This is a genomic window from Azospirillum brasilense (genome assembly GCF_022023855.1).
GTDB lineage: Bacteria > Pseudomonadota > Alphaproteobacteria > Azospirillales > Azospirillaceae > Azospirillum > Azospirillum brasilense_F.
This window is the reverse complement of the sequence record NZ_CP059450.1, coordinates 184,558-210,022: the sequence shown is the minus strand read 5'-3', so window position 1 is coordinate 210,022 and position 25,465 is coordinate 184,558. Positions and strand designations below refer to the sequence as shown.

Below are 25,465 nucleotides of genomic sequence, written 5' to 3'. Positions count from 1 at the left end.
CCTCCAACACTGCGCACCGTGAAGGCTGACCGGGGGCCGCCTGCGGTCGCCACCAGCCGGTTCGCGGCTGACTGCTCTTTGACGTGATTACTGCGCCGCAACACGGATGCAGGGGCGCGTCCGATCCGCGGGAGCGCCTCCCGAACTCCGGGCCTGCGTGTCCTGCCCCAAAACCGTGCCCTCGGAGGCTCCGCACGACGCGTGCGACCGGATGTGACGTGTTCCTCGCGCACAGTGACCGGGAACAGAGGCGGAGGTAACTTGGGACAGGCCATCACACAGCACACGGTCTTGGAGCCGGCGCTTGACGGTCAGGGCGGGCTGCGGGTCGCCGGCAACGGCGCGAGCACGCTGGTCGTTGGTTCGGCCACGCTGCGCATCCTCACCATTGAGGACTGCGCCGACCTGGTCCATCTCGACCTGACCGCGTCGCCCCAGGTGTCCTGGATCGCGATCGCGCGCTGCCCGCGGCTGACGCGCGTCAGCCTGCCGGCGGACGGACCGGGGACCGAGCTTCACGTTGACTTTGGGGCGCGTGCGCCGGAGCTGCGCGTCACCGGCTGGGTGGCCGACATCGACTGCTGCTGGGATCAGGGGAGCGCGGCCGCGCCGCGCGGCCGAAGCCGCCGCCCGCCCCTGGCGGGCTGTTGCATCGGCGCGCTCGATCCCACCGCGGCCGAGCGTGTCGAACTGGTGATCTTCGTTGGGGCCGATTCCGCGCTCCGGCATCTGCACGTTCCCGCGTCGGCGGCGCGGGAGGTCGTGCTTGTCGACTGTGCGTCGCTGGAGACACTGACGTTTGGGGCGGCGGCGGCCGCTCTGTGCGTGGAAGTCCACAACCTGCCGCGCCTGACGCGCATCACCAGCGATGCTCCGGTGCGCCTGCTGCGGGCCGAGCGCTGCCAGCGGCTGCAGCACATTCGCGGCTTTGGGGATGCGGCGACCGTCCTGGCGAGCGCCCGTCGGGAGCGGCTGGAGGTGCTCGGCCCCTGGTCGTCCCTGGTGGTGCGCGACAGCGCCCCGGCCGGGATCGAGGCACCGCTGGTGGAGCGGGTGTCGGCACCGGGGCGCGTTCATGGCGAGGCGGCCGAGAGCGCGGTCCGGCACCTCCTCGAAGCCGCCCGCGCCGGAGACACCCAGGCCGTGGGCGCCCTGCTGCACTGGTGCGGCCGCGTCCGGACGCGGCGCGGCGTGCTCGGAGCGCTGATCGCCCTCGACGCTCTGGCCGTGGCCGGCTCCGACGTCGAGGCCCTGTGGGCGGTGCGCTGCGGCTTGCGGCACCGCAGCGTCGGCCGCGGGGCGCGTCCGGACGACTGGTGGTGGGACCTGCCGCATGACCTCGAGCAGCGCGGCTGGGACGCCGACCTGCGGCTCTGGCTCCGTTACCAGGCGTCGGCCTCGCCCGAGCCGTCCGACGCCCCGGCTCTGCAGCCCTGGCACCCGGTCCACTTCGTCACGCTCGCGGCGGCGCTGCGTGAGCCGGGACCGCGGGCGGCGGCGATCACGACTCTGCTGATGCGCGCCTTCGGCTCGGAGCGCTTCGGCCGACTGCAGGAACGGCGCCGGACCGACCGGCCGAGCCTGGACGCCAACGACACCGACCGGCTGCGCCGGACGGTGCAGGCGCTCAGTGCGCTGCGCGACCACCCGCACGCCCGCGCACTGGTTGCCGCCTTCGGCCGCTGGCTCGTCCGCAACACGCAGGGCCCCGACCGCGCCAACCTGCTCGGCGCTCTCCACCTGCTGGGGGCCGCCGATGCCCGGGCGTGTCTGCTCCGCCTCGCGGCCGGCGACGCCAACGCGGCGGCCGACGAACAGACGCTGGCCCTGGCTCTGGCCATGGCGCCGACCCGCGCCGCGATCTTCCGCTTCGACGAGGTGCTGCATGCTTGATTCGAGACCGTCGGTCGTGTGCTCCATCGCCGAGGTCCGCACGATGCTGGACCTGCACCTGGATGCCCTCCGGGACAGCCCGGACCTCGCCTCCGCCATCCCGCCGCTGATGCTCTGGGGACCGCCGGGGGTCGGCAAGAGCGCGGTGATCCGCGCGCTGTGCCAGCAGCGCGGCATCGGCTTCGTCGACGTCCGCCTGTCCCAGCGCGAGCCGGTCGACCTGCGCGGCCTGCCCGTGCCGCGCGGCGACTCTGTGGCGTGGCTGCTGTCGTCGGAGTGGCCGCGCGATCCGGACAGCCGCGGCATCATCCTGTTCGACGAGCTGACGGCGGCCGACCGCACGCTGCAGGTCGCCGCCTACGAGCTGATTCTCGACCGCCGCCTCGGCGATCTCTACACGGTGCCGCCGGGCTGGTACATCGTGGCGGCGGGAAATCGCCTCGGCGACGGGGCCGTCGCCACCGTCCTGTCGAGCGCGCTGGCCAACCGCCTCTGTCACGTCGAGGTCGAGGCCAATCCGGAGAGCTGGATCGCCTGGGCGCTCGACGCCGGCGTGCACCCCGACGTCGTCGGCTTTCTGCGCTACCGGCCGCAGTGCCTGTTCGACATGACGGGCAACACCGAACGCGGCTGGCCGAGTCCGCGCTCCTGGGCGCGCGTGTCCGCCGAACTGGCGCTGATCGAGGCCAGCCCGCTGCCAGCGGACGCCCGGGCGCGCCTGCTCGGCCTGGTGACGGCCGGCCTCGTCGGCCAGGGCGTGGCCTTGGAGTTCCAGGCCTTCCGAGCGCTGGCGGCGGTGCTGCCCGACGCCGGGGCGATGCTGGACGGCCGGGTGCCGGTGACGGTGCCGGACCGTGCCGACCAGCGCTACGCCCTGTGTGCCGCCCTCGCCCACCACCTGCGCCGCCGGCCGGATTGGCCACGGCTGGTCGAGTCCTTCCTGCGCATCGGCCTGGCGCTGTCGAGCGACTTCGCCGCGCTCGCCATGGTCGACGCACTGCGCGACCGCCCGGCGGCCGACCTGCTCACCGTCACCGGCCATCCGCTGTTCGCCGCGTGGTCACGGCGCCACGGCACGGCGTTGGCCGCCGGGCTGTGCGGCGGAGCCACGGCGATCGCCGACGCGGCGCTGGCGGCGATCGACCCGGTGCTCGCCGGAGCGGCGGAATGAGCGGCGACGACGACGCGGCGGCGCTCAAGCGCCGCGCCCGCGCGCTGTGGGAGGAGGACCGGGCCACGCTGCTGCTCGCGCAGCCCTTCCTCGCCCATCTGGCGATGCAGCTGACCCTGGTGCCGGTGGTCGACGGCCGCCTCGCGACCGCGGCGACGGACGGGCGCTCGGTGTTCGCCAGCGCCCCGTTCCTGCTCGGCCTGTCGGCGGCGGACCGGCTATTCGTTCTTGCCCACGAGGTCTGGCACTGCGCGCTCGGACACTTCGCACGCCAGGGCGGCCGCGAGGCGAAGCGTTGGAACATCGCCATCGACCACGAGGTCAACGCGATGATCCGCGCCGAGCGCGGGAGCATGCCGGCGGGCGCGGTGTACTTCCCCGCGTGGGAGGAACTGTGCGCCGAGGAGGTGTACGAACGGCTTCCTGCGGTGTCCGACCTTGCGACCGGTGATGGGCGTGGCCCGCTGGCCGACTGGCACGGCCGCCCGGACGGGGATGGGGCCGGACCGCGGGACCCGGACCTCACGTTCGCGACGGCCGGCTTCGCGGGATGGCCGCTGCGGGTGATCACGGCGGCGCGGCAGGTGGAGCGAAGCGGCGGGCGCCTGCCCGGAGGAGCCGCTCTGCTGGTCGAGCGCCTGTCGCGCCCGGCGCTCAACTGGCGCGATCTGATCGCCCGGTTCGTCGCCCGGTCGCGGCGCACCGACCGGCGCTGGGATCGGCCCGACCGGCGCTTCCTCGCGCGCGGCCTGCACCTGCCCGGTCGGACCGCATCGACCCACCGCCTGGTGGTTGCCATCGACGTCTCGGGGAGCACGCTGGCGTGCCTGCCGCAGTTCCTCGGAGAGCTGGCCGGTATTCTGACCAGCGGTGCCGTCGAGACGGTGCGCGTTCTCGCCTGCGATGCCGCGCTCCAGCTCGACACGGAGCTCGCCGCCGGCGATCTCGCCGCGGTCGCCCGGCTGCCTCTGCACGGCGGTGGCGGCACGGATTTCCGTCCGGTGTTCGCGCGTCTGCAGGAAACCGGTCCGACGCCCGACGGCGTGATCGTCCTCACGGACGGGTTCGGCCGCGCACCGGCGGCCGCACCGGCGTACCCCGTGCTCTGGGCTCTGACCGCCGACGGGCAGCGGCCCGCGGGCTGGGCGGACTGCGTCCCTCTGCCGGCCCGGCCGTGCGCCGCGCCGTCCAGCGAAACGCTGTGAGACGCCACGCCGATCCGGCGCAGCCGCTCCGGTCCGAGCGGTGTGCCGCGTGGCTGGCCGGAGGCGCACGAGCGTTCAAAAGCACGCAGCCAGAAGGAAACGAGCAATCATTCGGCGCGCATCAGCGCGTCGTCGGGAGTGCAGCCCTCCTCCCCGATGTCCTGCCGCATCGGCTCCTTCGACGCCGCCGTGCACACCGACGTCGTGCTCGCGGCGAACGATGCCGAGGCGGCAGACCGGCTGCTCCTGCGCGGTGGTGGCGGAACCGCCTTCCGGCCGGCCCTGAATGCCCTGACCGCCCCCGACCTGCCGAACGGGCTGGTCGCCCTGACCGACGGGCTGGGCTGCGTGCCGCCGGCCCCGCCCGGATTTCCCGTGCTTTGGGTGCTCACGCCGGCCGGACAGCCTCCGGCCGCCTGGGCCCAATCCGTATCCCTGCCGGCGCACCGCTGGGGCCGTCGCCGGTCCCCGCCCTCGCCCACCCCCATTCGTCTGCGGAGACAATGCTCGTGACCCTGCCCCCCGATGTTCTCGACCGTGCCCTCGGCAGCGTCGTCGGCCTCACCGTCGGCAAGACGGTGGAGTTCCAGCCGCGCGGCTTGTTCCCGCCCGTCACCGACATGGTGGGCGGTGGGCCGTTCCGCCTTACCGCCGGACAGTGGACGGACGACACGTCGATGGCGCTTTGCCTGGCCGGGAGCCTGCTGTACGCTCCCACGCGCGATCCTCGCGACCTGATGGACCGCATTTTTCGCTGGGCCGAGGAGGGCTACAATGCCTCGACCGGACGGTGCTTCGACGTTGGCCGCACCACGTTGAGCGCAATCGCGCGTTTCCGGCGCACCGGGGATCCGCTGACCGGCGCCAGCGATCCGCGGAAAGCCGGCAACGGCTCGATCATGCGCCTCGCACCGGTGGTCGCGCGGTGGCATGACCCGCCGACCGCCGAGCGGGTCGCCCGCGCGCAGCGCGTCACCACCCTCGGCGCGGCGGAAGCGGTTGACGCGTGGGCGCTGCTGGCGCGGGTTCTGGGCGCCGCCATCACCGGATCACGGGCTGACGCGCTCGCCGCGCCGGCCCACCCCGGCCTGGTGCCCGAGCATCCCGGCGATCGCCGCAGGCGCCTGGCGCGGGACGCCGTCGCGTCCACCGGCTACGTCGAGCACACTCTGGAAGCGGCCTTCTGGTGCTGCGCGCACACCCGGACCTTCGAGGAGGCGCTCCTCGCCGGGGTCAACCTTGGCCACGACGCCGACACGGTCGTGACGGTGACCGGCCAGATCGCCGGCGCGCGGTACGGTCCGACCGGCATTCCGCCACGCTGGGCCGCGCGCCTGCACGACCGTGAGCGCATTCTGGCGCTCGGGCGGGCGCTTGTCGAAGCGTCCGGCGCGCTACCCGGCTCGGCCGGTGCACCCAGCTGAACAGAGTTCCGAGCAAACGAGGCGAGCATGCGCATTTTTCACGTCTCCGATCTTCACCTGGACAACGCGATGAGCGGCGGCCCGTTCGGCTGGCTGGGGCGCTTCGACGTTTCCGCCTATGCCGGTGGTTCCGACGACACCCTGGTCGTCGCCGGGGACACCGCCGAGCAGGTCGATGACGCCATCGACGCCCTCAACGCGGCCGCCCGGCGTTTCCGCAGCGTGGTGGCGACGTGGGGCAATCACGAGAAGGGACTCCCGACCCACGCCCGCGCGCCCAACCTCCACGTCCTCGACCTGCAGGCCCAGGGCCTGCACATTGATCCCGTGACGCGCGTCGGCTACGTCGGAGGATGCCTCACTCCGGCCGACGACGGCCAGTTCACCCGGACCGAAGAGGGTCTGCGCAGCCTTGAGGCTGCCGCGGCCGTCGATCGCATCGTGATCGTCTCCCATTTCGTCCCAACACCGCGCATCGGCCCCCTCGTCGGCCTAGACCTGCGGGAGAAATGCAACAATCTGCTCGAGCGCGTGCCCCCCAAGGCGACCAAACCCACCGCCGTCGTCTTCGGCCATGCGCATATTGAGATCGACGCCACCCTCGACGGCGTCCGTCTGGTGAGCAACCCGCGCGGCTACCGACGACAGCGTCGCGACCAGACGCTTTTCCGGGATTTCAAAGAACTGGCCGTGGTGGCGTGAGCCCCCGTTGCGGTCGACACGGTCGCCGGCGATGACGGCCTGCGACGTGCCCGGTGGCCTCAGTCCGGCGCGGGCCACGGCTCGCGCCGCCGCACCGATGCGCATCGCCGGCTGTCGCCGCAACACCGTCTTGTGAGGCGATGTCTGCAGGGCCGGCACGGCAACGCCTGCGGCGCAGACCGCCCCTGTTGAACCCAGAGAAAGACCGCAAGCGATGATCAGCGTCACCCTTTCGCCTTGGGTCTTTTCGCATCGGCTGGTCGTCGGCGCCACCGAAGAGTTCGCCGTCGGCGACGTCCACGGGCACGCCGACCTGCTTGAGGCCGTGCTCGAGACGGTGGCTCGCCTTGCGGGCGGTCGCCCGTCCACGCGGCTGACGTATCTCGGCGATCTGATCGACCGAGGACCGGACAGCCGGCGGTGTTTGGAACTCGCGGCCCGCTCCGCACGTGACCACGGTGTCGGCGCCATGCATCGCCTGATGGGAAACCACGAACAGATGATGCGCCTGTTCATGGAGGGGCATCCGTGTCTGTTCACGTGGTGCGCCAACGGCGGCGGGGCGGCGCTGAACAGCTTTGGCATCGACATGGACGAGGTCGAACGGGCGCTCGCTCGCAAGCACCCCTCCAGGAGCGGCTGGATGTTCGAGGCGGCTTTGCAGGACGACGTCCGAGACCGGCTGGCGGCCGTGGTGCCCGCTCCGGTGACGGCCATGCTGTCGGCCATGACCGGACATCGTCGGGTTGGCAAGACGCTGTTCGTCCACGCCGGAATCGACCCGCGGACGGACACTTTCCAGACCCTTCAGCAACCGTGGGACGCGCTGGTTGACCACCACTGGGCCTGGATTCGAGAGCCGTTTCTCAGCCACCGTGCCGAAACCTTTGCCGAGGACTTGCTGGTCGTTCACGGACACACGCCCGAGCCGGAGGTGCTGGACACGGAACAGCGGGCACCGGGAGGTGGACACCGCCTGCGGTGTGGGCGCCTGAACCTTGATGCCGGGTCCTATTGCACGGGCCGTGTCGCCGCCTCCCAGCTGTGTGATGGCCGGTATCGTTTGATCGTTGCCCGGCGTTGTGCGGACAGCGGTCCGGAACCGCACGGCCCGGACCCGGCCTGTGAATTCGCACAGACATGAGTCCCCAGTCACAGCACCCGACGTCCGCTCTCCGGGCCGCGCAATTCTTGAAAGCGTCGCGGCGTAACGACGCCGTTCAAGAAGCTGTTCGCAGCAGGGACGTCCCGGCAGGTGCTGATGGGCTGCTACTTTGAGCTGAAGAGGGATGACTGCGCCGGGTGAGCGGTCCGCTGCATCTGCGGCCCTTCCACCGCCTGGAGCAGCATCTTAAGGGCACCGCTGTGGACCGGCGTCCAAGCCTGGGCCACGAGCTGAGATCGATCAAGCTGCCGATTTTTCGACGATTTCGAACTCTCAGGATGACCTCCATAGGCGCTGATGGAAGACCACCTATGGAGCATGATTTATGATCCGATCCAATTCGATAGAGAGCGCTGCACCGTAGCCTGGGCTTGGACAGCGATCCACAGCCGGAGGCCGAACTGTCCGCCACGGACCGTGATGCCGTTCGGCGAGGCCGCTCTACCGTGGCGATGGCCCTGCATGGTCAAGGCTGGCCGATGGAGCGGACCGCGCGCACGCTCGGCGTCAATCGCAAGACCGTGCGCGGCTGGGTGAATTTCTCATGTCGTCTGACACCGACCGTGACGGCGTTCTCTGCGTCCTGAGCGGACAACGGCGCGCCGCGCGGCAACCCCACCCGAGCCCCGGATGCGTCGGATGACGGTGCCGGGACCGACGCTGTTCGACGGCATGCTGATCGCCTTGCTCCGCCCGATCGGCCTCTTCGGACCTCCGGAGGCGCGCGCGCAGGCGGTCGCGGACATCCGCGACTCCGCCACGGACCTCGACCGGCAAAGGGACGAGGACCGGGCGGCCAGGGCAGCCGGCCCCAACGCCGTGGCCCACCTCGAACAGCGCATTCTCGCCGAGGAGGCGACGCGCCGAGCCGAAAGCCGCGCCGCCGGCTTCGACGAGGGCGGCCTCGAGGCGCTTGACCTCGCCCGTTGCATCGATCGAGTGATGCCCGGCCTTGTCCGGATGCCGAATGGCCGGCCCAACTGATGCCCCGCGCGCCGAAAGGAAACGCCGGAACGGCACGGCGCTGCGGCGCCACGGTACGCAAACGCCATCCGTGCCGGCTTGTCGGCCGCTCACCGGGGAACGGCGGCCAGGAAGGGCGAGCGGCAGCCTCCTCGGGCGGCACCCTGGCCGTCGTCCGGGACGACCGCTATCGTTCCCACGCCCCCCTCGCCGGCACAGGCCCGATTCCCTCCAAGACCGCTCATGAACCATCCCATCCCTTCATCCTTGTGGGACGCCCACGCCGGGACCGTCTTCGCCGTCTTCGATGGACGGCAGGAGACTGCCATCACGATCGGGACATCGTGTTCTCGCGTTGATCGGCTGCTGATGATCAGGGGAGTGCACCGCGCGGCCTTCGTCACCGCCTGGGCGCCGCGCAGCCGACCGTGCAGCCGGGTGGCGAACCGGCGGCCCCACCAGCGCTTGCGGGGCATAATCGGCCGGCGGGGCCGGCGCCGCCTGCCCGGAGAAGGGCGGTCGCCCCAAGCCGAGCGGGCAAGCGAGCCAAGCCTGCTGATCCTCGGAACGCCACTCCGCGACGCCGCAATCCTGGGCCGTTCCTTCGGCCAGAACGCCGTCGTGTTCGTTGAACGCGGCCGCCCGGCGCGTCTGGTTCCATCCCGCTGACCGACGGCACCTCCATGGACCACGCGGACGTTGGCCGGATGCGCCGGCTGTCCGGGGGGCGCTCGCACCCTCGGCCGCGCCCACCATGGGCGCGGCTCCGGGCGGTCGGCTGCGACCGGATCTGACGCGGCGTGCGTGGACGATGACGCGGTGTGCCACCACCGAGGAGCCCCTGCATGACCGAACCCCCGATGCCCTCCGCTGTCCCGTTCGACCTTCGCCCCGTGCTCGAGGCCGCCGTGCAGGCCGCGCTCGACGCCGGCGCCCACCTGCGCGCCGAGCTGCACCGGCCGGGCGGTCCCCGTGGCGCTGAGGGGCACATGCCCGCCGACGAGGAGGCCGAATGGATGATCCGGCGGCGTCTGCTCGCCGTTCTGCCCTGCAGCTATCGCGGCGAGGAGACCGGGGCGGTCGAGCAACCGGGCGCCCCGCACCGCTGGCTGGTCGATCCGCACGACGGAACCTCGGCCTTCCTCAAGGGCTACCGTCGCGGCACGGCGGTGTCGATCGCGCTCCTGCGCAACCACGTCCCCGTGCTCGGCGTCGTCTACGCCTTCGCCTTTCCCGACGACGGCGGTGATCTCATCGCCTGGGCGGAGGGCTGCGGGCCGCTGCGGCGCAACGGCCTGCCGATCGAAACCGACCTGTCCGGTGGCCGGCTCGCGCCGGGGAGCATCGTCATCGTCTCGCAGGCGGCGTGGCGGCGAACCGAGGCCAACCAGACGTGCGTGCAACCCGGTCGGTTCCTCCCGCTGCCGAGCATTGCCTACCGGCTCGCCCGGGTGGCCGCCGGCGATGCCATTGCCGGCGTTTCGCTGGCGGCTCCCTGCGAATGGGACTTTGCCGCCGGGCACGCATTGCTGCGTGCGTCCGGCGGAACCCTCGTCGACGAGCGCGGACACGCCATCCGTTACGACGATCACGACCGCGGCGCGACGCGGTGGTGTTTCGGCGGCGCGCCGGAGGCGGTCGACGACCTGCGGCGGCGCCCATGGTCCTCGGTCCTGCCGGGTGCGGCTTCGATGGCGAAGACGAGCCCACGGGGGGATTCGGTCGATTGGCCGCGCGCGGCCGACCCGGCGTGTCTGGCCCGTGCCCAGGGATGCCTGCTCGGGTTGCTGGCCGGCGACGCCCTCGGTTCGCGCGTCGAGTTCGAAAGCGCCGCCGCGATCCGCGCCCGCCATCCCGACGGCGTCCGCGACCTGGTGGACGGCGGGACGTGGAACACGATCGCCGGCCAGCCGACCGACGACGGGGAACTGGCTCTCGCCCTGGCGCGCGCGATCATCGCCGCCGGCCGGTACGACGCCGATCGGGTCCTCGACGCCTACGTCGACTGGTTCCATTCGGCGCCGTTCGACATCGGCGGCACGACGGCGACCGCGCTGGAAGCCGCGGCGCGCGTTGCCTCCCCGGCGCGGCGGGAGGCGGCGCACCGGGCGGCCAGCGCCGTCAGCCAGGCCAACGGGTCGCTGATGCGCGTGGCCCCGATCGGGCTGCTGCACGCCGGACGGCCGGACCAGGCCGCCGAAGCGGCACGGGCCGACAGCGCGCTGACGCACCCGCACCCGGTCTGCGCCGAGGCCTGCGCCGCCCTGACCGCCGGCATCGCGGTCGCGGTGACCGGTGCCGACCGCCGGGACGTCTACGAGGCGGCGCTGCGGGCCGTGCGGAACGATCGCGCCCCCAGCGTCACCGGCGCTCTTCGCGCCGCCGCCGCGCCGCCCGCCGATTTCGAGACGCACCAGGGATGGGCGCTCATCGCGCTGCAGAACGCCTTTCACCGGCTGCTGGCCGGTGCGTCCCTGCAGGACGGTGTGATCGCCACCGTGTCCTGCGGCGGCGACACGGACACCAACGCCGCCATCGCCGGCGCGCTGCTGGGGGCTGTCGAGGGCCGCGCCGGCGTGCCCGAGCGGTGGGCGACGGCCATCCTCACCTGCCGGCCATCCGCCCGCGCCGGTGCCCGCCGGGTCCGGCCGCCGCATTTCTGGCCCGACCGCGCGTTGGAGATCGCTGAGGCCCTGCTCGCCACCGGGCCTGTCACGTCCCGGACCGCGGCCTCCGCCAGCGGCGGCCCGGGCACGTGACGACGGGCGGGCGGTGCGGAGCGTCCCCGCTCCTGCCCGATCCATCCGGCGCGCGCGCCGCGCGCGTTGTGGCCCGCGGCGGGTCACGCCCGCCCGCCGGAGCGGGTGGCCATGGAGCCCCGTCGTCAGGACCGGCAGGCCGCGGCAATCTTCCCGAACCGGGCGAACAGCGGGTTCTTGCGCGCCATGAGGAGTTCCAGGCGCCACGTCGCCCGGGTCATGCCGCAATACAGGACGGGAAGGGCGCGTGCCGCCGGTGTCGGACCATCGTCCGACCGGTCATGCATCGGGTCGACGTCGGTCAGGATGACGACCGGCGCCTCGAGTCCCTTGTAACGCCAGATCGAGTCGCAGAGCAGATGACCGCTGGTGAACTGCGGTCGGCCGGCGGCATCGTAGCCCTGAAAGCGGCGGAGGGCGACCGCTGCCAGACGCTCCGACGTGCGGAAGACCGCGTGATCGAGCCCGCGCGCGCTCAACACGACGATCTGGTCGGCCGCGAAGCCGCGCCTCAGACAGGTGTCGATGCGTTCGGCCAGAAGCGCCAGCTGCTGGGCCTCGGTGCCGTAGTCAAAGACGTACACGCCCTCGCCGGGAACCGGGTTCAGGCAGTTGAACGGAACGCCGAGCGCGCGCTGCACGAAGGACGCGATGCGCAGCGGCGTGCGGAAATTTCCGTCGGCGTGGAAGGTGACGAAGCCGTCCTTGCGAAAGGCCGGCTTGCCATACAGGTTCTGTCGCCAGTCTTCGAGCCACACGATGTCGGCATCCTCGCGCAGGAAGAAGCGCAGGATCTGAAACTGTCCGGGCTCGAAGTCCTGGCCTTCGTCGACGATCAGGCCATCGAACAGCCACGCGCCGCTTGGCGGCTCGGTGATGATCAGGGCTTCCATGCGCTCCAGGAAGTTCGACCAGAAACCCGCCTGCCCGGCCTGGGCAAAGTCGATGGTCTCGCCCCGGCTTTCCATGAATTCCCGGCAAAACCCGAGGATGGTTGCCACCTTGGCCTTGCCCCCGATCCGCTCCTGGAGCGCCGCCGCCAGCGCGTTGTTGAAGCACACCAGAAGCGTCTGCCGTTCCGCACCCGACCAGCGCTCGACGTAATGGCGGGCAATGTCGGTTTTGCCGCATCCCGCGGTTCCTTCCACGCGCAGACGCAACGGCTGCATTTCGAAGCGGCGCAACGCGTCGACCAGCCCGCCGGTGAGCCGCTCCGCACTGATGCGGTGCAACTCCATCTGGCGTTCCTTCGACACCGTCAGCTGGAACTGATTGCGCAGGAACTCGATGACCCGCTGATGCTGCGGACCGTGCTTGCTTCCCCCCGTTCCCCGCCCCAGGCACTTTTCGATGATGGTCACCAGCTGCGGCGCCCGCGGCCGGTCCACGACCAGCTCGCGCGGGAGCGCGGCCGCGTTGATGCTGCCCAGCGTGTGGTCGGGGCAGTAGAGGAGCATCGACAACGCCAGCCTGCCCCCGGTTGCCTTGCGGAAGCCGTCGCGCAGGCCGTCGGCGCAGCGCGTCATCTGGCAGACGACGTCGCTCGGACCGTCCTCATAGGTTTTGAACAGAGCGTTGCCGGTCTCCTCGAGCCGGCCGTTCTTCTGTTCGATCATCAGCGCGTCGCCGTCCCGGTTGACGATGACGAAGTCGGCCTCGGCGAACGACGCGCCCTTGCCGTTCCACCAGGCTACATGCGCCGAATGGAAGATGGTGTAGTGATCGGGAAGCGCGTCGCGCAGCCGCCGCAGCGTCGTGAGTTCATGGTGATGGCTGAACGGCAGCGCCGCCATCCCGAACGCGCAGGGTTCAAAGACGTCCTTGGGGTAAACAGTGGCCATGTTGGTCGGCACCGGCCGCGCAGCGGTCCAGCCTCTGGTGAATGGAAGCGCGACGATGCCGCAGCCTGGTTAAAAAGTTGCGACCAGGGCGGTTCGGCAGCGCGCGGATGGTTTCCCCGCGCAAAACACCCGCGCTGTTTCTCCGTTTGCGCGCGCTGCCGCCGCGCGTCTGAACGCATGCCGTTGACACAATTTAAACCTGCTTCGCAGGACCATGCCCTCCAGCGTGAACCGTCCGGTCCCGGGGCGGTCCGCGGACGCCACCGACCGGCTCCGGCCACCCGGCGGCGTGCCCACGAGCCGATCACGCCCGACGACGCTGAGGGAGCCGCAGCCAGTGCGAGGGACCGCCGATGCCTGAGTACCTGACCAAGTCCCGTTACATGCTGGGGCTGCACTGCGTGCGCCGCCTGTGGCGGACCGTCCATCGGCCGCAGCCGCACCAGGAGCCTGTGCCGGGCTCCCCGCAGGAGGTCGGCCAGAGAATCGGGCGGCACGCCCATCGCCTGTTCGCCGACGGCGTTCTGATCGACGAGCCGCCCTGGGAGCATGCCGCCGCCGTGGCCCGTACCCGCGCCCTGATGCAGGACCCGCGAGTCGGCGCCATTTTCGAGGCGGCCTTCGAGCATGACGCCGTTCGCATCCGCGTCGATGTCCTGGAGCGTCGCCCGGGTGGGTGCTGGGGGCTGCGCGAGGTGAAGAGCGGCGGCGCGGTCCGGGACGAGTACATCGACGACGTTGCGCTGCAGGCCCACGTTCTCGACGGCTGTGCGGTCCGCGTCGACTCCATGGAACTGCTGCACGTGAACAGCCGCTACGCCCGCGGCTCGCATGGTATTGCGTGGCCCGATGTCTTCGCCCGCGTCGAAGTCGCGCCGGCCGTCGAGTCCCGGCGCTCGCTGGTGCCCGCCACGCTGTCGCACCAGCTGCGCGTCGTGGGCCGGGACGCGGAGCCGGCCGTGGAGCCGTCCAAGCGCTGTCTGCGCCACGGCACCTGCGAGCACTGGGAGCATTGCTCGACCGCACTGCCTGAGGATTGGATCGGCTGGTTGCCGCATCTCTCCCACAGCCGCCATGAGGCGCTGGCCGCCGACGGAATCCATGCCATCCGCGACATTCCCGATCACGCCGGATTGACGGCCGCACAGACGCGCATCCGCGACGCCATCCGGCGGGGAGAGCCGATTGTCGAGCCGGGCCTCGCGGCCCGTCTTGTCCCCTTCGGACCGCCGGCCGTGTATCTGGATTTCGAGGCGATGCTGCCGGCCATTCCCCTGTATCCGGACACCCGCCCGTACCAGGCCCTGCCGTTTCAGTGGTCGCTGCATCGCGTGGATGGCGATGGCCGGATCGGGCATGAGGACTTCCTCGCGGATGGCCACGACGATCCGCGGCGGGCGTTCGCGCAGACCCTGATCAAGGCGCTTCGCGACTCGCCACATCCGATCATCGTGTATTCGTCGTACGAGCGCAGCCGCCTTGCGGAGCTGGCCGCGGCGTTTCCGGACCTTGCGCGCGCCCTCGACGAGATCGCCGGCCGTCTGCACGACCTGCTGCCGGTCGTGCGCGACGCGGTTTACCATCCGGGTTTCCGGTTCCGCTTCTCCATCAAGACGGTCGCTCCGGCGCTGTGTCCCGACCTGACCTACGCCGACCTTGACACGGTGGCCGACGGCACGACGGCCGCCGTCGCCTTTGAACGCCTGGTCACCGGCGGATTGAGCGAGGAGGAGAACGGGCGGGTGCGCCGGGCGCTTCTCGCCTACTGCGAGCGCGACACCCTGGCCCTGGTCAAGCTGCACCGGGCGTTGCGGGTTATGGCGAGGCCGCCGGGGGAGCTGCCGCACCGGACATCCGTCGGCGCCGGTGCCTGCTGACCACAGATGGCGCGCATTGGCAACGTGCGCTCCAAGCATTTCCCCGCTGCGGAGGCAACGCAGCGCTCCGTGCCTGCAGCCCGTTTCAGTAAGGTGGGATTGGAATGGTGGACATAACGATTGGTAAAATGACTGATAAGTTGATGTGCACCATGCTTGAGAGCCTGGTCGACACGCCTTTGCCCGTTCCAAACCTGGCATTGCGCCTCAGAGACGGGAGCGATGAGCCTTTGTATAACCTGCTGCTGCAGGACCGCTTGTTGGCGTGCCTCAACCGTTTGTCCACGCAGGAAGGGAGCGCCGATCAGGTCGAGGGCGAACAAGGACTATTTCAGAGTCTTGACGTTCGAAAGGAATACACGGAACCGGGACTTATGAACCGCGTGGACATCTCGATCTTCGGGGCTGACGGTCCAGTGGCGGCGATTGAGGCGAAGTGCTGGTCCCAAGGCGAAATTGCATGTCTGGAACGTCGCACCATTCAAAACGATCGCCCGATCCAGAGGACTCTGCGCGACATAAGGAAGCTTACCACAAAATGCTGTGATGTGCCGTGCAAGTATTGTCTCATATGGTCGACCCATATCCAGGGAGATCGAGTCATATTCGAAAAAGAAAAGATACGTTACGGCAACTCCTACCTGCCATACATCGGCTGCAGCGACACACTCGAGCGCCTGGCGGCGGGGGCGAAAGCCGTTCTCGGCGACGAGAATCAGCATTATGCATTTCGTCATAAAGGATCCGCCGCTGACTTTGAAGTTTGGTACCGAGATATCTTTCAGCCGAACGCGAGCGTCAAAGCGCGCCACCTTGGCAGCCAGGTTGCGCACAAAGATGAACGGAACGGCTTGCAATACCGGCTCGGCCTTCATGTGTTCCGCGTGTCTGCTTGATGCCCTATCCAGATGGCTCGAGCGCCACAAGGGGACGCGGCTTGACAGGCCGTTCGGTGAGCGGCTGTGCCGCTCACCGGGTGCTGGCACGTTGTTGATCGAAAGCCTGGGCTGACCAGAGATCCAATGCCCCGGCCAGGCGACCGGATTCAATGACGCCAACCCGGAAAACTGGTGCGACGGGATGGTGGACACGGTTGCTCGGTCCACACCGCGCACCGCTACGACGGGTCAGCGGCCCGCCATGAAGCCGATCCGCCGCGACGCGACGCCCTTTGCCTCCTGCTCCTGGCGCAGAAGGTCGACAAGCCCGTTCGGATTGTCCGCGCAGCCGAGCAGGCGCGACTTCCGGCGCACCACGGCAAAGTCGCCGGGGGCCAAAGCCTCGAAGTCCTGAATGGCCGGAGGGGCTTCCAGGCCGAAGTACAGCTGGAAGGCTCTCCGGAGCTGGTCCGGAGCGAGAAAGGCGAACCGCACTTTGAGCGTGAACCGCCGCAGGGCCGCCGTGTCGAGGCGGTCCATCAGGTTCGTCGTGCACGCAAACGGCAGCGGGTGGCTCTCCATCCACGTCAGCATCTCGTTGACCTGGCTGATCTCCCAGCTGCGCGCCGCGTCCCGCCGGTCGGCCAGCAGGGAATCCGCCTCGTCGAACACCAGAAAGGCTCCATCCTCGCGCGCTTCGGCGAACGCGGCGGCGATCCGTTCCTCGGTTCCGCCGACCCACTTGGAGAGCAGATCGGAGGCGCGCTTCTGCACGACCGGCAGGCCGAGCCGGCCGGCGAGGTGCCGCACGAACGCCGACTTGCCGGTGCCGGGCGGACCGTACAGACACAGCGAGAGCCCGTCGACGCCGCCCGCGCTCGCCAACCGCTCGGTCAGCCGGGCCAGGTCCGCATCGGCGCGGACCAGCTCGGGAGCGAACGCCTCGGCGTGGCTGGCGTCGGCTGGCGAGGCCTTGGACGCGGTCACGCGCGCCAGCCCCCGTGCCGCCAGCAGCAGATCCTCTTCCCCGCCCGCGGCGAGCTGCACGGCGCGGATGGCGTTGGCGGCGATGCCCGGCGGCGCATCGATCTCGCGGGCCAGCCGGGCAACCGCGGCGTCCGTCACGGTCATGCCCTCACGCGTGAGCCGCCGCTCCCACACCCGCCGGCGGACGGCCACGCCCGGGGCCGCCATTTCGATCGCCAGGGTGAAGCGGCGCAGGATGGCGGGATCGAAGGCGTGGATGTTGTTGGCCGTCCACAGGGTCGGCGTGGCGTTCGTCTCGAGCAGACGATGGACGAACACCTTGGAGCCACCGCCCCGGTGCGGAAAGCCGACCGGAGCCGACAGCAGGTCCTCCATTTCGTCAAAGAGAACGAGAGCGCGGCGGGCGTTCTGCAGGAGCCGTTGCGCAAAGCGCAGATCGGCGATGCGCTCCGACCGTGTCGGCTCGTCGCCGTCGTCGTCCGTCTCGCCGACCGCGAACAGGGCGGCGCCGAGCCGCGCGCCAAGGACCCGGCAGAACTCCGTTTTCCCGGTTCCCGGCGGCCCATACACCAGAATGTTGACCCCCGGGCCGTGCGTCGCGAGCGCCCCGGCAAGCACGCGCGCGGCGAGATCCCGGACATCGGCAACGTGCACGAAGTCCTCCCACGCCAGCTCGCTGGGAGCCGGGTGGCCAAGGAGGTCCTCGCGCAGATCCTCCGCCGACCGGTATGGCCGGGCAACGATGCGGGCCAAACCGGGGCAGACGTTCAGGTATCCCAGTTCGCCGGTGACGCTGAGGCCTCCCTGGTTGACCGCCAGAAGCCCGCCTTTCACGAGCCGGCCCTGCGGCAGAATGCGCCGGTGCACGTCAAGGCTGTCGACACCGAGAAGCACGGCGACCGCCCGCGAGACGCTGTTGACCGCACCATTCACCGCCTCGAGCAGATGGCCAAGGCCATCGATCCGGTGGCACCGCACGAGCAGGCACAGCAGACCGCGCTCGATCGGATCGAGGTCGAACTCGTCGCCGAGCAGATCGATGTTGCGCGGGATCGCGTCACGGGGATGCACCGGGGCCGCGCCGCCTGGCGGCAGGCGACGCAGGATGACCCGGCGCAGGGCCGGATCGACCGCTCCGCTCAAGACGGCGGAGCGCAGGCGCCGCCGGACGGGCAATGCCTCCGGGGTGTTCGGATCGTCTGGAAGGTCGATGTCGTGGAGCGTGCGGTGGCTGCGCAGCCAGCCGGCCACAACGGGCATCAGGTCGCCCGGCGGCACCTTGCTGCGCGCGACATTGGCGGCGTACCACAGGCAAAGCGCCCGCTCGTGGCCCAGGTCGTCCAGGATGGCATCGGTCACCGGGGCTGCGAAAGAAGGAGACGCGCGTTCGAGCTCCATGGGCCCTCATCCATCAGTGAATGCGCAGAGTTGACGCCCGCACCGCGTCAGAAATGGACGTGCGCGCGAACGGCGGGTGGGCATTCGCCCATTCTGCACTGCCCCGCATCGCCCCTGTGATTCCGGCTCACTTCTGGTGACCGCCGGTCCGGGACAAGCCGCCACGGTGGGCAGGGTCCCGGCGGACCGCACCACGGTCGGATCCGTCCCCGGCGGCGGGCGGTGGCCGGCCGGCGCATGGACGGGCGCGCGCGCGCCGGGAAACAGCCGGATCACGGGGTGTGGCCGGACACCGAAGCGGATCCGGCGGCGGCGCGCGGTTCGCGGCATCACGCAAGCCCGGGTTTGCCGCTGCCCTCGCCCAGCTCGAGCGAAAGTGGTACCTTGGTGGCTGACGGGCCACGGGCGGTGAGAGGGGCATGCGTTATCAGAGAATGGACGACCTGCTGCGCCTGGCGCTGAAGATGCAGGGGCTGACGCAGGGCGTTTCGCTGGCGGACGTCCAGGAGGAGTTCGAGGTCGGCCGGCGCACCGCCGAGCGCATGCGCGACAGCATCGCGCGCGTGTTCCCGCAGCTCGAGGAGGTCCCCACCGGCGAACCGGTCAAGCGCTGGCGGCTGCCACCCGGCACCCTCAACCGGCTGATTTCCGTCTCTGCGGTCGAACTGGCCGAGCTGCGCGAAGCGGCCGGGCATTTGCGCGCGGCCGGGCTGCCGGAGCGCGCGGACATCGTCGACGGTCTGATGGACAAGCTGTGCGGTCTTATGCCGCCGAGCCAGCGCCGGCGTGTCGAGCCCGATTACGAGGCGCTGGTCATGGCGGAGGGGATGGCGCTGCGCCCCGGCCCCCGGCCGGCGATCGCCCCCGGGGTGCTGGCCACCCTGCGCGAGGCCATTGTCGGCTGCCGGGTCGTGGACGTGCGCTACCGCGCCCACCAGACCGGCAAGCTCTCCAACATGCCTTTCCACCCCTATGGCCTGCTGTACGGGGGCCAGCATTACCTGGTCGGCCACGCGCACCGGTCTCGCGGAATGCGGTTGCTGCGCCTGGCCAACCTTGAGCGGCTCGAACTCACCGATGATGTTTTCGAACGCGACCCGGCCTTCGAACTCGCCGACTACGTGGCGCAGTCGTTCGGCATCTTCCAGGAGCCGCCGGTGGACGTGGTGCTGCGCTTCCTGCCGAGCGCGGCCGCGGAGGCCGGTCGCTACCGCTTTCACCCCAGCCAGGAGCTGGAGCCGCAGTCCGACGGCTCCCTGCTCGTCCGCCTGCACGCCGGGGGCCTGCTGGAGATGGCTTGGCACCTGATGACCTGGGGTGGCACGGTGGAGATCCTCGCCCCGGCGGTGCTGCGGCAGACCATGCGGCGACTCGTGACGGACATCGCGGACGCGCTCGATCGCACCGAGAGCGGCGTGACCGCTGTGCCCGCGCCGGAGCCCGCGGACGGAGCGGAATGATCCACGGTGGCCCGCGCCCCTCGGCACCCGCCGCCCCGGATGCCGGCGTCCGGTCAGCCGGCGGGTGGTGACCCGGGCAGCGCCTGCGCAAGAAGGGCGCCGGCCATGCCCTCGATCCGCGGTGAGGCGTGCAGCGTCCCGAGCCACGCCGCCGGGGTGCCGCGGCGTCTGAACAGCGCGCCCGCGATCGGGCCCGCGACGGCACCAACGGTGTCGGCGTCGTGCCCGAGGTTGACGGCGCGGCGAATGGCGTCGCGGAAGTCCACCGCCCGGCCGACCGCCCAGAGCGCCGCCTCGAGCGTGTGCACGACATAGCCCGTCGACGCGAACGCGTCGTCGGTCTTGCCCCGCCAGTGACCGGCGGCGACGGCCTGCAGCGCCGGCGTCCAGGTGGATTCCACGGACGGGGCCAGTGACGTCGCGCCGTCGCCCGTGGCGATGGCCCTGGTGACGATCCGGGCCAGCAGCGCACAGCCGTCCACGGCCTCAGGCGCGGCGTGGGTGGTGAGGCTCTGCCGCCGCGCCACCTCCTCCGCCTTCTCCGGGTCGCGCCATCAGCGGAGCGCCACCGGAGCAGGGCGCATCACCGAGCCGTTGCTCGCCGTTTTCGCGCTCGGACCGCCGGTGAAGGGCTGGCGGGTGGCACGCCACCGGCCGATGGCCGCCAGGGTGATGCGGCCGATGCCGAAGCAGCGCCCCGTGGACGAGTTGTGCTCCTCGCCCACCCAGCGCTCGAACCGGGTCATGAGGTCACGGGGGTCGAGATCGGCGTTGTGCAGCAGGCTCTCGGCCAGGCGCCACGCCATCGCCGTATCGTCGCTCCACTGTCCCGGTGCGGGGCGGCATGCCCCTCCCCCGATCCTGCCGGTCATCGGGGCGAAGGAGCCGTGCGGTCGAAACTCGACCGTCGCCCCGACCGCGTCGCCGATGGCCAGTCCCATGAGGCACCCGATCGCCCGGCCCCCTGCCGCCGCGGCGCGCTCGATCAAGGGGTGCCCTCTCGTGTCGTACATGGTCGATCGGATGATCGTCGTTGCCCTCAAACAATCGGTTCGCCTGTGGCCCCGGGGCGGTCAGGGTGCAGCCCGACCCCGGCGGCCGCACGAGCCCGGCTGATGCAGCACCTGGCGAGCGGCCTCAACGGCCGGATGATCCCGCGGCGGGCGGCAGCCATTCGCCGCGATCGAGGTCGGGCCAGACGGTTGAGAAGAGGCGCCCTCCGCGCCCGAGCAAAACATCCGCCAGCGCCAGCATGAGCGGGTTGGGCTCGGGGCGTTCGGCGGTGCACGCGCGCACCGTGGCCGCCCACGCATCCTCTTCGGCCCCGGGCCCGAACGCCTGCGCGAAGAGGATGTACGCGCCGGCCAGCGACCGCCGACGGCCTGCCGAACAGTGGACCAGCACCCGCTCCGCTCTCTCGCCAAGCAAGCCGTTCATGATCTCGATGAGCCGCTGCATGGTGCCGCGTGTGGGAGGCAGCAGCACGCGACGGCCAACCTGAAGCGTGCGTGGGACGACGATGTCGTCGAAGACCAGACGCTGATGGCGGGCGGCATCGATGCCCGGCAACACCATCCGCGGCGCTCCGCTGTCCTCGAAGCTCACCGCGTGCGAACAGCCGACGGCGTACGCGGGCGCGTCATCGCGCGAGCTGACGTTGACCTCCGGTGCACCGCGGCTCATACCGGCCCCGCGGCCAACCGGCGCGAGGAGCACGGGCGACATGCACGTCCGCGCCGGCCAGCGCGTCCCCGTCACAACGGAACCGACGGACCGCCACCGCGTCGTCGCCCGCCTCCCGGAGAGCGGCACGGCACGGGTTGGCCCCGGGCACGAGGCCAATCACCAGCGGACAGCGCGCGGATTTCAGCCCCCACACCGGCATGATGCTCCAGGCGCGGACACTGCCCCCAGCCGTCGTCCATCGCCCCCCTCCTGTCGTTTCGGCGCGCGAAACGGTGCGCGGTGCCGCAACAGTGAGACCGAACGGGCGAGCGAGCGACACGAGTTCCACCCGCGGGGCGGATCCCGCAGGGCCGCCCCTTCCCAGTCCACCGCCGCGCCACCAGGAACCGGTGGCGCATCGTCCGGTTCAGCACGCTTCGATGGCGGAACATCAGTCACGCCGCACCAGCGGGCGCTCGACTGTGCCGGAGCCAGTCGCCGTGCGCGATCGGCGGCCGGCCGGCCGCCTCCTCGACACAGTACAGCCACGCGCCCTGCCCGGCGACCACCACCCGCCGCCGCCGGTAATGGTCGGGGTGGCCCTCCAGCCAGTCGCAGGCTTTCAGCATCGCCGCGTCGATGGCGAAGAGATCGACCACGATCCGGCTTCCGGCCGACGGCACCGCATAGGGGAACGAGCCACCGTCGTAGAGCCGGAAGCCGTCGAGACCGTGCGTACCGAGATGGTGCGCGGCCCCCAGAAGGCGGCGCCAGTTCGGCTGTCCCAAGCGCAGCGTTCCGTAAACCGCCAGTCTGTTTTCCGCGTCCATGCCACCTCCGTCCGTTGCCATGCTCCCGCCGCCCACCGGCGGTCCGGCCCCACACAGTCGCCGAGGAGCACGTCACATCCGGTCGCTCGGCAGCCCCGGCGTTGGCGCCGTCGTGGTGAGGGGAGGCCGGCAGTCGAACAGAGAACGGTTGAGAGAACTCGGATGACATGCCGCGACAGTTCGTCGACGGTGCCAGTCCATTCACAACCTTGACCCAAAGGCCAACTCATGGAACAAGCACAATTGGACGGTTCATGAGAGCCACTCTCCTCGAGCCGCTCCCGATCCCGCTGCCGCGGGAGGGGGCGCGCGGTAGCGGAGCCGCCTGGGAGGATCGGATGAACGGTTTACCAAAGGCGTTTGCAGTCGTGAACCCGCCCACTGTGACGGCGATGATCAAAGCCGTCGACGGGCTGCGCCGGCTTTTGGAAGCCCTGACGTCCGGACAAGCCCCGGCGCTTGGTTTCAGCGACACGGACCTGCACGCCTTCTGCCGCAGCGCCGTAACCGGGCAGCGCGGATCACTCGGGCGAACGCAGCCGGGATCGTGGTCCGTCGCCGCGAACGACGCCGGAATGCCGGCCGACGCCCGGGTCGATTTCGTCTTCACGCCGACCTACATCGTCGTTGCCATTCTGACCAGCGCTCTACAGCGATTTCCGAGGCTGGCTTCGGACATTCATGGCTACGAGGACGCTCTGCGGCGCGGCATGGAGTTTGCCATGCTCCGTGGGCTGCAGGGGCACGGCGTCGAGGCTGTCGAGGGTGCCGCCGACGCGAGGCGGATCCTGCGGCTCGGCGGCGTTGACAGGTTTCTCCGGCGTCATCCGGATTTCTGCCCAGCGCTGGCCGAGGCTCTGGAGTGACGGCCGGACGCCAGTCTCCCTGTTTGTTCAGGCACGTTCGGAGGCCACGTGGACGGGAGGCCGCGCACCCCGTCCAGGGCGTGACGTCGGGAGACCCGGCCCGAAGCGGCGACAGCGACTCAATGGTCAGTCCGGCGAGACGTGCCGAATGAATCGCGGCCCCGGCGGCTCGATGGTGCCCGGGGGCACGCCTCTGAATTCGCCCGAAGCCGCCTGATCCCCCAGCCGCCCGGCACTCCGGCAGGACTTTCTGGTTCACCGCGATCAAAACGCACCCGTTCCCGGAGAAGACCATGAAAGAAGATATTCTGGAACAAATTGTCGACGACTATTTCGTCAGTCTTGGGTACATGACACAGGCCAACATCAGATACCGGCCGCCGGTAGCGGGCACCAATTACAGCGACATTGACATCCTTGCCTTCAATCCAAGGGCATCTGGCGCGCTGCGGGTGGTTGCCGTCAGCTGCAAGTCCTGGCAAAATCCGCCGCCGCTCGAAACGATCGTGCGACAAATTCAGGACGGGCACCCGACGCGAGAAGGACAGTTCAGGGAATTGGCCAGCCGGACTTGGGGAAGCGCCTTTGCGGACAAAGTTTTTGAGGTCACCGGGTCGCGAGAGTTCACGCACTACACGGCATGGACCTGCCTGAGAGGGAAACAGAACAGAGGCCTGTGGGAAAGCTGCGACCTGTTTCGCGCCAACCTTCCCGAAGCCTGCGGTGGGATCAGGATCATCACGCTTTCTGAAATCCTCGACGCCATGATCCCGTCGATCCGATACACTCAGGAGCCGTCGACCACGGGACGACTGCTGCAGATCATGAAAGCGGCAAAGTGGGTGCCCGACTGGAGCGTTGCTCCCACCGTCCCAGACGATGAGGCCGACACCGAGAAACTAGAGGCCTGACAGCCCGGGGCTTCCTTCCGGCCCCGGCGTGCCGTCAAACAGCGTCGCCGTCATCGCGGGGGCGGCGACGCTGCCGTCAAACTGACCCGGAAACGCGGTCTCACACCCCTCACCCAGCCCGCTCGCCGCGGCATCCAGGAGGGCACCGCGCTTGGTGCAGCGTCCCATGCTGGGGAAGCACCATGTTGAGCAGGCGCGGGTGGCGGTTCCGAGCCCGCGGCCGAATCGCCCGCACTCCGCACGCACCCGAGCCTCCAGGCGTTCCGCCCAAGCGCCAAGCTCCGGGGTGACGCGCACGGCGCCTCCCGTTGGCTCGGTGGCGCAGAACGCTCTTGCAGTCGCTCTCATCCACACCGCCGACACTAACCAGTGGGCCCAACCAAGCGGCGGCGGCGGCCGACAGCGCGTCTGCCTCCCGCCAGGACTGTGGATCGGCGCGGAACTGGAACCCCGTGTCGATCCGGCCGGCAAACATTTGTATCGTTTGTCTTTCGCCGCAGAGGTGGGGTCCCGATCAGCGCCGATCGGGACCCCACCTCATCCGGGTATTTCTCCGTCGTTTCGTATAGTTGCGTGTACGCGGCGCAGGGGCCCGTTTCGGTGCTGATACACAGCCAGGGCGCGCACGAGCCCGTCGACGTCGATACGGTCCGTCTTGGCGCGCCGGGCGCGGCGATCGATTGGCAGGCTGGCGGCGTCGAGCACGTGGTTCTCGACGTCGTAAGCGACGAGGAGGCGGTGCAGCCAGAAGCTATCGTATCCCGCCTCTTGACCGCAGAAGACCCGAACCGGTCGGCCGAGTGCGGCCTCGAAACGGCTGCGGGCCTAGACAATCAGCGCGAGCAGGGCAGCGGCATCGCCGCCCGGAACCGAATAGTGGCTGATCCGGCCGTTGGTCAACGTGCTTTGGGAATTTCTAGGGGCCTGTCGTGAGCACGGCTCAGCCAGCACTCTCACTGTTTTCGAGACCATCGAGAAATGAAATGATGCGCACCAGGAAATCCTCTTGGTTTACGGACGGAAGACTCCCTTTGTAGAAGAAGACCTGCGCCGCTCTCCTCTCGGCCCCCGAGGCATTGATGCCGTCGGCGAAGACGACCGGGCTCAGCTTATCCTTCAGGCGGCCCTTGATGCGGTTCAGTCGGTCGAAAACGTCATTGGCGGCGTGGGCGGAATCGGTGTTCCTGACGCGGAAAATCGCCTCGCGCTGGGCGACCTCCGGCGACAGCTCGAAAGCCGAAGCCGGCTGCCCCTTCAGGAATTCAGGGTGCTCGACGCAGTGCTCCATCATCAACCGCAGCAGATCCGACATGTTGTAGGCCCGCAGCTTCGTTCTTCTCCGGTCGTTGTTGACGTTTGCCAGCAACGCGAGCGCCTTCTCCCAAACGTCATCGGGCGCGCGGAATGACCGCATGGGAGTGCTCCGGGACGCCCTCGCGTCCGAGCGGGTTTTCTGAGAGCGAGCGGCAG

At 70.0% G+C, this 25,465-nt stretch carries 22 protein-coding genes and 1 pseudogene; 17 read left to right on the top strand and 6 right to left on the bottom strand.

The features are described from left to right. Positions 1-261: 261 nt before the first annotated feature. The 11 genes from H1Q64_RS14340 (at position 262) to H1Q64_RS14295 (ending at position 11,282) form a co-directional block, all read left to right on the top strand. Entirely contained in the window at positions 262-1,893 is a 1,632-nt protein-coding gene (locus H1Q64_RS14340; protein WP_237905877.1) for a hypothetical protein, read from the top strand. Next, the gene (locus tag H1Q64_RS14335) at positions 1,886-3,064 is read left to right on the top strand and encodes an ATP-binding protein (RefSeq protein ID WP_237905876.1); all 1,179 of its coding nucleotides are present in this window, start codon (positions 1,886-1,888) and stop codon (positions 3,062-3,064) included. Before H1Q64_RS14340 ends, H1Q64_RS14335 begins: the two co-directional genes overlap by 8 nt. Beyond that, the gene (locus tag H1Q64_RS14330) at positions 3,061-4,269 is read left to right on the top strand and encodes a DUF2201 family putative metallopeptidase (RefSeq protein WP_237905875.1); all 1,209 of its coding nucleotides are present in this window, start codon (positions 3,061-3,063) and stop codon (positions 4,267-4,269) included. The genes H1Q64_RS14335 and H1Q64_RS14330 overlap by 4 nt, the downstream gene beginning before the upstream one ends. Before the next feature lie 138 nt (positions 4,270-4,407). Continuing rightward, positions 4,408-4,782: a VWA-like domain-containing protein gene (locus H1Q64_RS14325; RefSeq protein WP_237905874.1), complete on the top strand. Its 375-nt coding sequence runs from the start codon at positions 4,408-4,410 to the stop codon at positions 4,780-4,782. Then, on the top strand, positions 4,773-5,693 hold the full coding sequence (locus H1Q64_RS14320; protein WP_237905873.1) for an ADP-ribosylglycohydrolase family protein: 921 nt from the start codon (positions 4,773-4,775) through the stop codon (positions 5,691-5,693). The genes H1Q64_RS14325 and H1Q64_RS14320 overlap by 10 nt, the downstream gene beginning before the upstream one ends. A 27-nt stretch (positions 5,694-5,720) precedes the next feature. After that, positions 5,721-6,395 carry a metallophosphoesterase family protein gene (locus H1Q64_RS14315; RefSeq protein WP_237905872.1) on the top strand — a complete coding sequence of 225 codons (675 nt, stop codon included), beginning with the start codon at positions 5,721-5,723 and terminating at the stop codon, positions 6,393-6,395. Positions 6,396-6,609: 214 nt separating this feature from the next. Next, positions 6,610-7,539, top strand: coding sequence for a metallophosphoesterase (locus tag H1Q64_RS14310; protein WP_237905871.1), 930 nt, complete (start codon positions 6,610-6,612; stop codon positions 7,537-7,539). Between the two features lie 473 nt (positions 7,540-8,012). Further along, positions 8,013-8,147 (top strand): helix-turn-helix domain-containing protein, encoded by a 135-nt coding sequence (locus H1Q64_RS33985; protein ID WP_237906503.1) that lies wholly within the window; start codon positions 8,013-8,015, stop codon positions 8,145-8,147. 52 nt (positions 8,148-8,199) lie between these two features. Further along, positions 8,200-8,544: a hypothetical protein gene (locus H1Q64_RS14300; RefSeq protein WP_237905870.1), complete on the top strand. Its 345-nt coding sequence runs from the start codon at positions 8,200-8,202 to the stop codon at positions 8,542-8,544. A gap of 222 nt (positions 8,545-8,766) precedes the next feature. Further along, positions 8,767-9,192 carry a DUF3293 domain-containing protein gene (locus tag H1Q64_RS34120; protein WP_419468842.1) on the top strand — a complete coding sequence of 142 codons (426 nt, stop codon included), beginning with the start codon at positions 8,767-8,769 and terminating at the stop codon, positions 9,190-9,192. A gap of 176 nt (positions 9,193-9,368) precedes the next feature. Beyond that, complete coding sequence (locus H1Q64_RS14295) at positions 9,369-11,282, top strand: inositol monophosphatase family protein (RefSeq protein ID WP_237905869.1); 1,914 nt, start codon at positions 9,369-9,371, stop codon at positions 11,280-11,282. A gap of 125 nt (positions 11,283-11,407) precedes the next feature. Here the strand turns inward: H1Q64_RS14295 and H1Q64_RS14290 are convergent, their stop codons facing one another. Beyond that, positions 11,408-13,123 carry an AAA family ATPase gene (locus H1Q64_RS14290; protein ID WP_237905868.1) on the bottom strand — a complete coding sequence of 572 codons (1,716 nt, stop codon included), beginning with the start codon at positions 13,121-13,123 and terminating at the stop codon, positions 11,408-11,410. A 353-nt stretch (positions 13,124-13,476) separates the two neighbouring features. Between H1Q64_RS14290 and H1Q64_RS14285 the strand changes: the two genes are divergently transcribed. Together H1Q64_RS14285 and H1Q64_RS14280 are read left to right on the top strand one after the other, a co-directional pair. Next, complete coding sequence (locus H1Q64_RS14285; RefSeq protein WP_237905867.1) at positions 13,477-15,000, top strand: DUF2779 domain-containing protein; 1,524 nt, start codon at positions 13,477-13,479, stop codon at positions 14,998-15,000. A 104-nt stretch (positions 15,001-15,104) separates the two neighbouring features. After that, positions 15,105-15,896: a hypothetical protein gene (locus tag H1Q64_RS14280; protein WP_237905866.1), complete on the top strand. Its 792-nt coding sequence runs from the start codon at positions 15,105-15,107 to the stop codon at positions 15,894-15,896. A gap of 231 nt (positions 15,897-16,127) precedes the next feature. Here the strand turns inward: H1Q64_RS14280 and H1Q64_RS14275 are convergent, their stop codons facing one another. After that, on the bottom strand, positions 16,128-18,263 hold the full coding sequence (locus H1Q64_RS14275) for an AAA family ATPase (RefSeq protein WP_237905865.1): 2,136 nt from the start codon (positions 18,261-18,263) through the stop codon (positions 16,128-16,130). A gap of 419 nt (positions 18,264-18,682) precedes the next feature. Here H1Q64_RS14275 and H1Q64_RS14270 point away from each other — a divergent pair, with 419 nt between their 5' ends. Further along, the gene (locus tag H1Q64_RS14270) at positions 18,683-19,723 is read left to right on the top strand and encodes a helix-turn-helix transcriptional regulator (RefSeq protein ID WP_237905864.1); all 1,041 of its coding nucleotides are present in this window, start codon (positions 18,683-18,685) and stop codon (positions 19,721-19,723) included. A 53-nt stretch (positions 19,724-19,776) separates the two neighbouring features. On the opposite strand, the pseudogene H1Q64_RS14265 reads toward H1Q64_RS14270, so the two are convergent. The 3 genes and pseudogenes from H1Q64_RS14265 to H1Q64_RS14255 all read right to left on the bottom strand — a co-directional run bounded on the left by H1Q64_RS14265 (position 19,777) and on the right by H1Q64_RS14255 (position 22,218). After that, a pseudogene (locus H1Q64_RS14265) lies at positions 19,777-20,664 on the bottom strand (ADP-ribosylglycohydrolase family protein). A 196-nt stretch (positions 20,665-20,860) separates the two neighbouring features. Then, complete coding sequence (locus H1Q64_RS14260) at positions 20,861-21,448, bottom strand: hypothetical protein (RefSeq protein WP_237905863.1); 588 nt, start codon at positions 21,446-21,448, stop codon at positions 20,861-20,863. 395 nt (positions 21,449-21,843) lie between these two features. Continuing rightward, positions 21,844-22,218, bottom strand: coding sequence for a gamma-glutamylcyclotransferase family protein (locus tag H1Q64_RS14255; protein ID WP_237905862.1), 375 nt, complete (start codon positions 22,216-22,218; stop codon positions 21,844-21,846). 338 nt (positions 22,219-22,556) lie between these two features. Between H1Q64_RS14255 and H1Q64_RS14250 the strand changes: the two genes are divergently transcribed. The 3 genes from H1Q64_RS14250 (at position 22,557) to H1Q64_RS14240 (ending at position 24,928) form a co-directional block, all read left to right on the top strand. Beyond that, positions 22,557-23,084, top strand: a complete 528-nt coding sequence (locus tag H1Q64_RS14250) for a hypothetical protein (RefSeq protein ID WP_237905861.1) — start codon at positions 22,557-22,559, stop codon at positions 23,082-23,084. Positions 23,085-23,377: 293 nt separating this feature from the next. After that, positions 23,378-23,995 (top strand): hypothetical protein, encoded by a 618-nt coding sequence (locus H1Q64_RS14245; protein WP_237905860.1) that lies wholly within the window; start codon positions 23,378-23,380, stop codon positions 23,993-23,995. Positions 23,996-24,595: 600 nt separating this feature from the next. Further along, on the top strand, positions 24,596-24,928 hold the full coding sequence (locus tag H1Q64_RS14240; RefSeq protein ID WP_237905859.1) for a hypothetical protein: 333 nt from the start codon (positions 24,596-24,598) through the stop codon (positions 24,926-24,928). A gap of 7 nt (positions 24,929-24,935) precedes the next feature. Here H1Q64_RS14240 and H1Q64_RS14235 read toward each other — a convergent pair whose 3' ends face one another. Next, entirely contained in the window at positions 24,936-25,409 is a 474-nt protein-coding gene (locus tag H1Q64_RS14235) for a hypothetical protein (protein ID WP_237905858.1), read from the bottom strand. Between the last annotated feature and the right edge of the window lie 56 nt (positions 25,410-25,465).

Excerpts from the sequence above, each read along its gene's own strand:
- H1Q64_RS14335 (WP_237905876.1), top strand. The coding sequence starts at position 1,886 with ATGCTTGATTCGAGACCGTCGGTCGTGTGCTCCATCGCCGAGGTCCGC.
- H1Q64_RS14330 (WP_237905875.1), top strand. The coding sequence starts at position 3,061 with ATGAGCGGCGACGACGACGCGGCGGCGCTCAAGCGCCGCGCCCGCGCG.
- H1Q64_RS14320 (WP_237905873.1), top strand. The coding sequence starts at position 4,773 with ATGCTCGTGACCCTGCCCCCCGATGTTCTCGACCGTGCCCTCGGCAGC.
- H1Q64_RS14315 (WP_237905872.1), top strand. The coding sequence starts at position 5,721 with ATGCGCATTTTTCACGTCTCCGATCTTCACCTGGACAACGCGATGAGC.
- H1Q64_RS14310 (WP_237905871.1), top strand. The coding sequence starts at position 6,610 with ATGATCAGCGTCACCCTTTCGCCTTGGGTCTTTTCGCATCGGCTGGTC.
- H1Q64_RS33985 (WP_237906503.1), top strand. The coding sequence starts at position 8,013 with ATGGCCCTGCATGGTCAAGGCTGGCCGATGGAGCGGACCGCGCGCACG.
- H1Q64_RS14300 (WP_237905870.1), top strand. The coding sequence starts at position 8,200 with ATGACGGTGCCGGGACCGACGCTGTTCGACGGCATGCTGATCGCCTTG.
- H1Q64_RS34120 (WP_419468842.1), top strand. The coding sequence starts at position 8,767 with ATGAACCATCCCATCCCTTCATCCTTGTGGGACGCCCACGCCGGGACC.
- H1Q64_RS14295 (WP_237905869.1), top strand. The coding sequence starts at position 9,369 with ATGACCGAACCCCCGATGCCCTCCGCTGTCCCGTTCGACCTTCGCCCC.
- H1Q64_RS14290 (WP_237905868.1), bottom strand. The coding sequence starts at position 13,123 with ATGGCCACTGTTTACCCCAAGGACGTCTTTGAACCCTGCGCGTTCGGG.
- H1Q64_RS14285 (WP_237905867.1), top strand. The coding sequence starts at position 13,477 with ATGCCTGAGTACCTGACCAAGTCCCGTTACATGCTGGGGCTGCACTGC.
- H1Q64_RS14280 (WP_237905866.1), top strand. The coding sequence starts at position 15,105 with ATGGTGGACATAACGATTGGTAAAATGACTGATAAGTTGATGTGCACC.
- H1Q64_RS14275 (WP_237905865.1), bottom strand. The coding sequence starts at position 18,263 with ATGGAGCTCGAACGCGCGTCTCCTTCTTTCGCAGCCCCGGTGACCGAT.
- H1Q64_RS14270 (WP_237905864.1), top strand. The coding sequence starts at position 18,683 with ATGCGTTATCAGAGAATGGACGACCTGCTGCGCCTGGCGCTGAAGATG.
- H1Q64_RS14260 (WP_237905863.1), bottom strand. The coding sequence starts at position 21,448 with ATGTCGCCCGTGCTCCTCGCGCCGGTTGGCCGCGGGGCCGGTATGAGC.
- H1Q64_RS14255 (WP_237905862.1), bottom strand. The coding sequence starts at position 22,218 with ATGGACGCGGAAAACAGACTGGCGGTTTACGGAACGCTGCGCTTGGGA.
- H1Q64_RS14250 (WP_237905861.1), top strand. The coding sequence starts at position 22,557 with ATGAACGGTTTACCAAAGGCGTTTGCAGTCGTGAACCCGCCCACTGTG.
- H1Q64_RS14245 (WP_237905860.1), top strand. The coding sequence starts at position 23,378 with ATGAAAGAAGATATTCTGGAACAAATTGTCGACGACTATTTCGTCAGT.
- H1Q64_RS14235 (WP_237905858.1), bottom strand. The coding sequence starts at position 25,409 with ATGCGGTCATTCCGCGCGCCCGATGACGTTTGGGAGAAGGCGCTCGCG.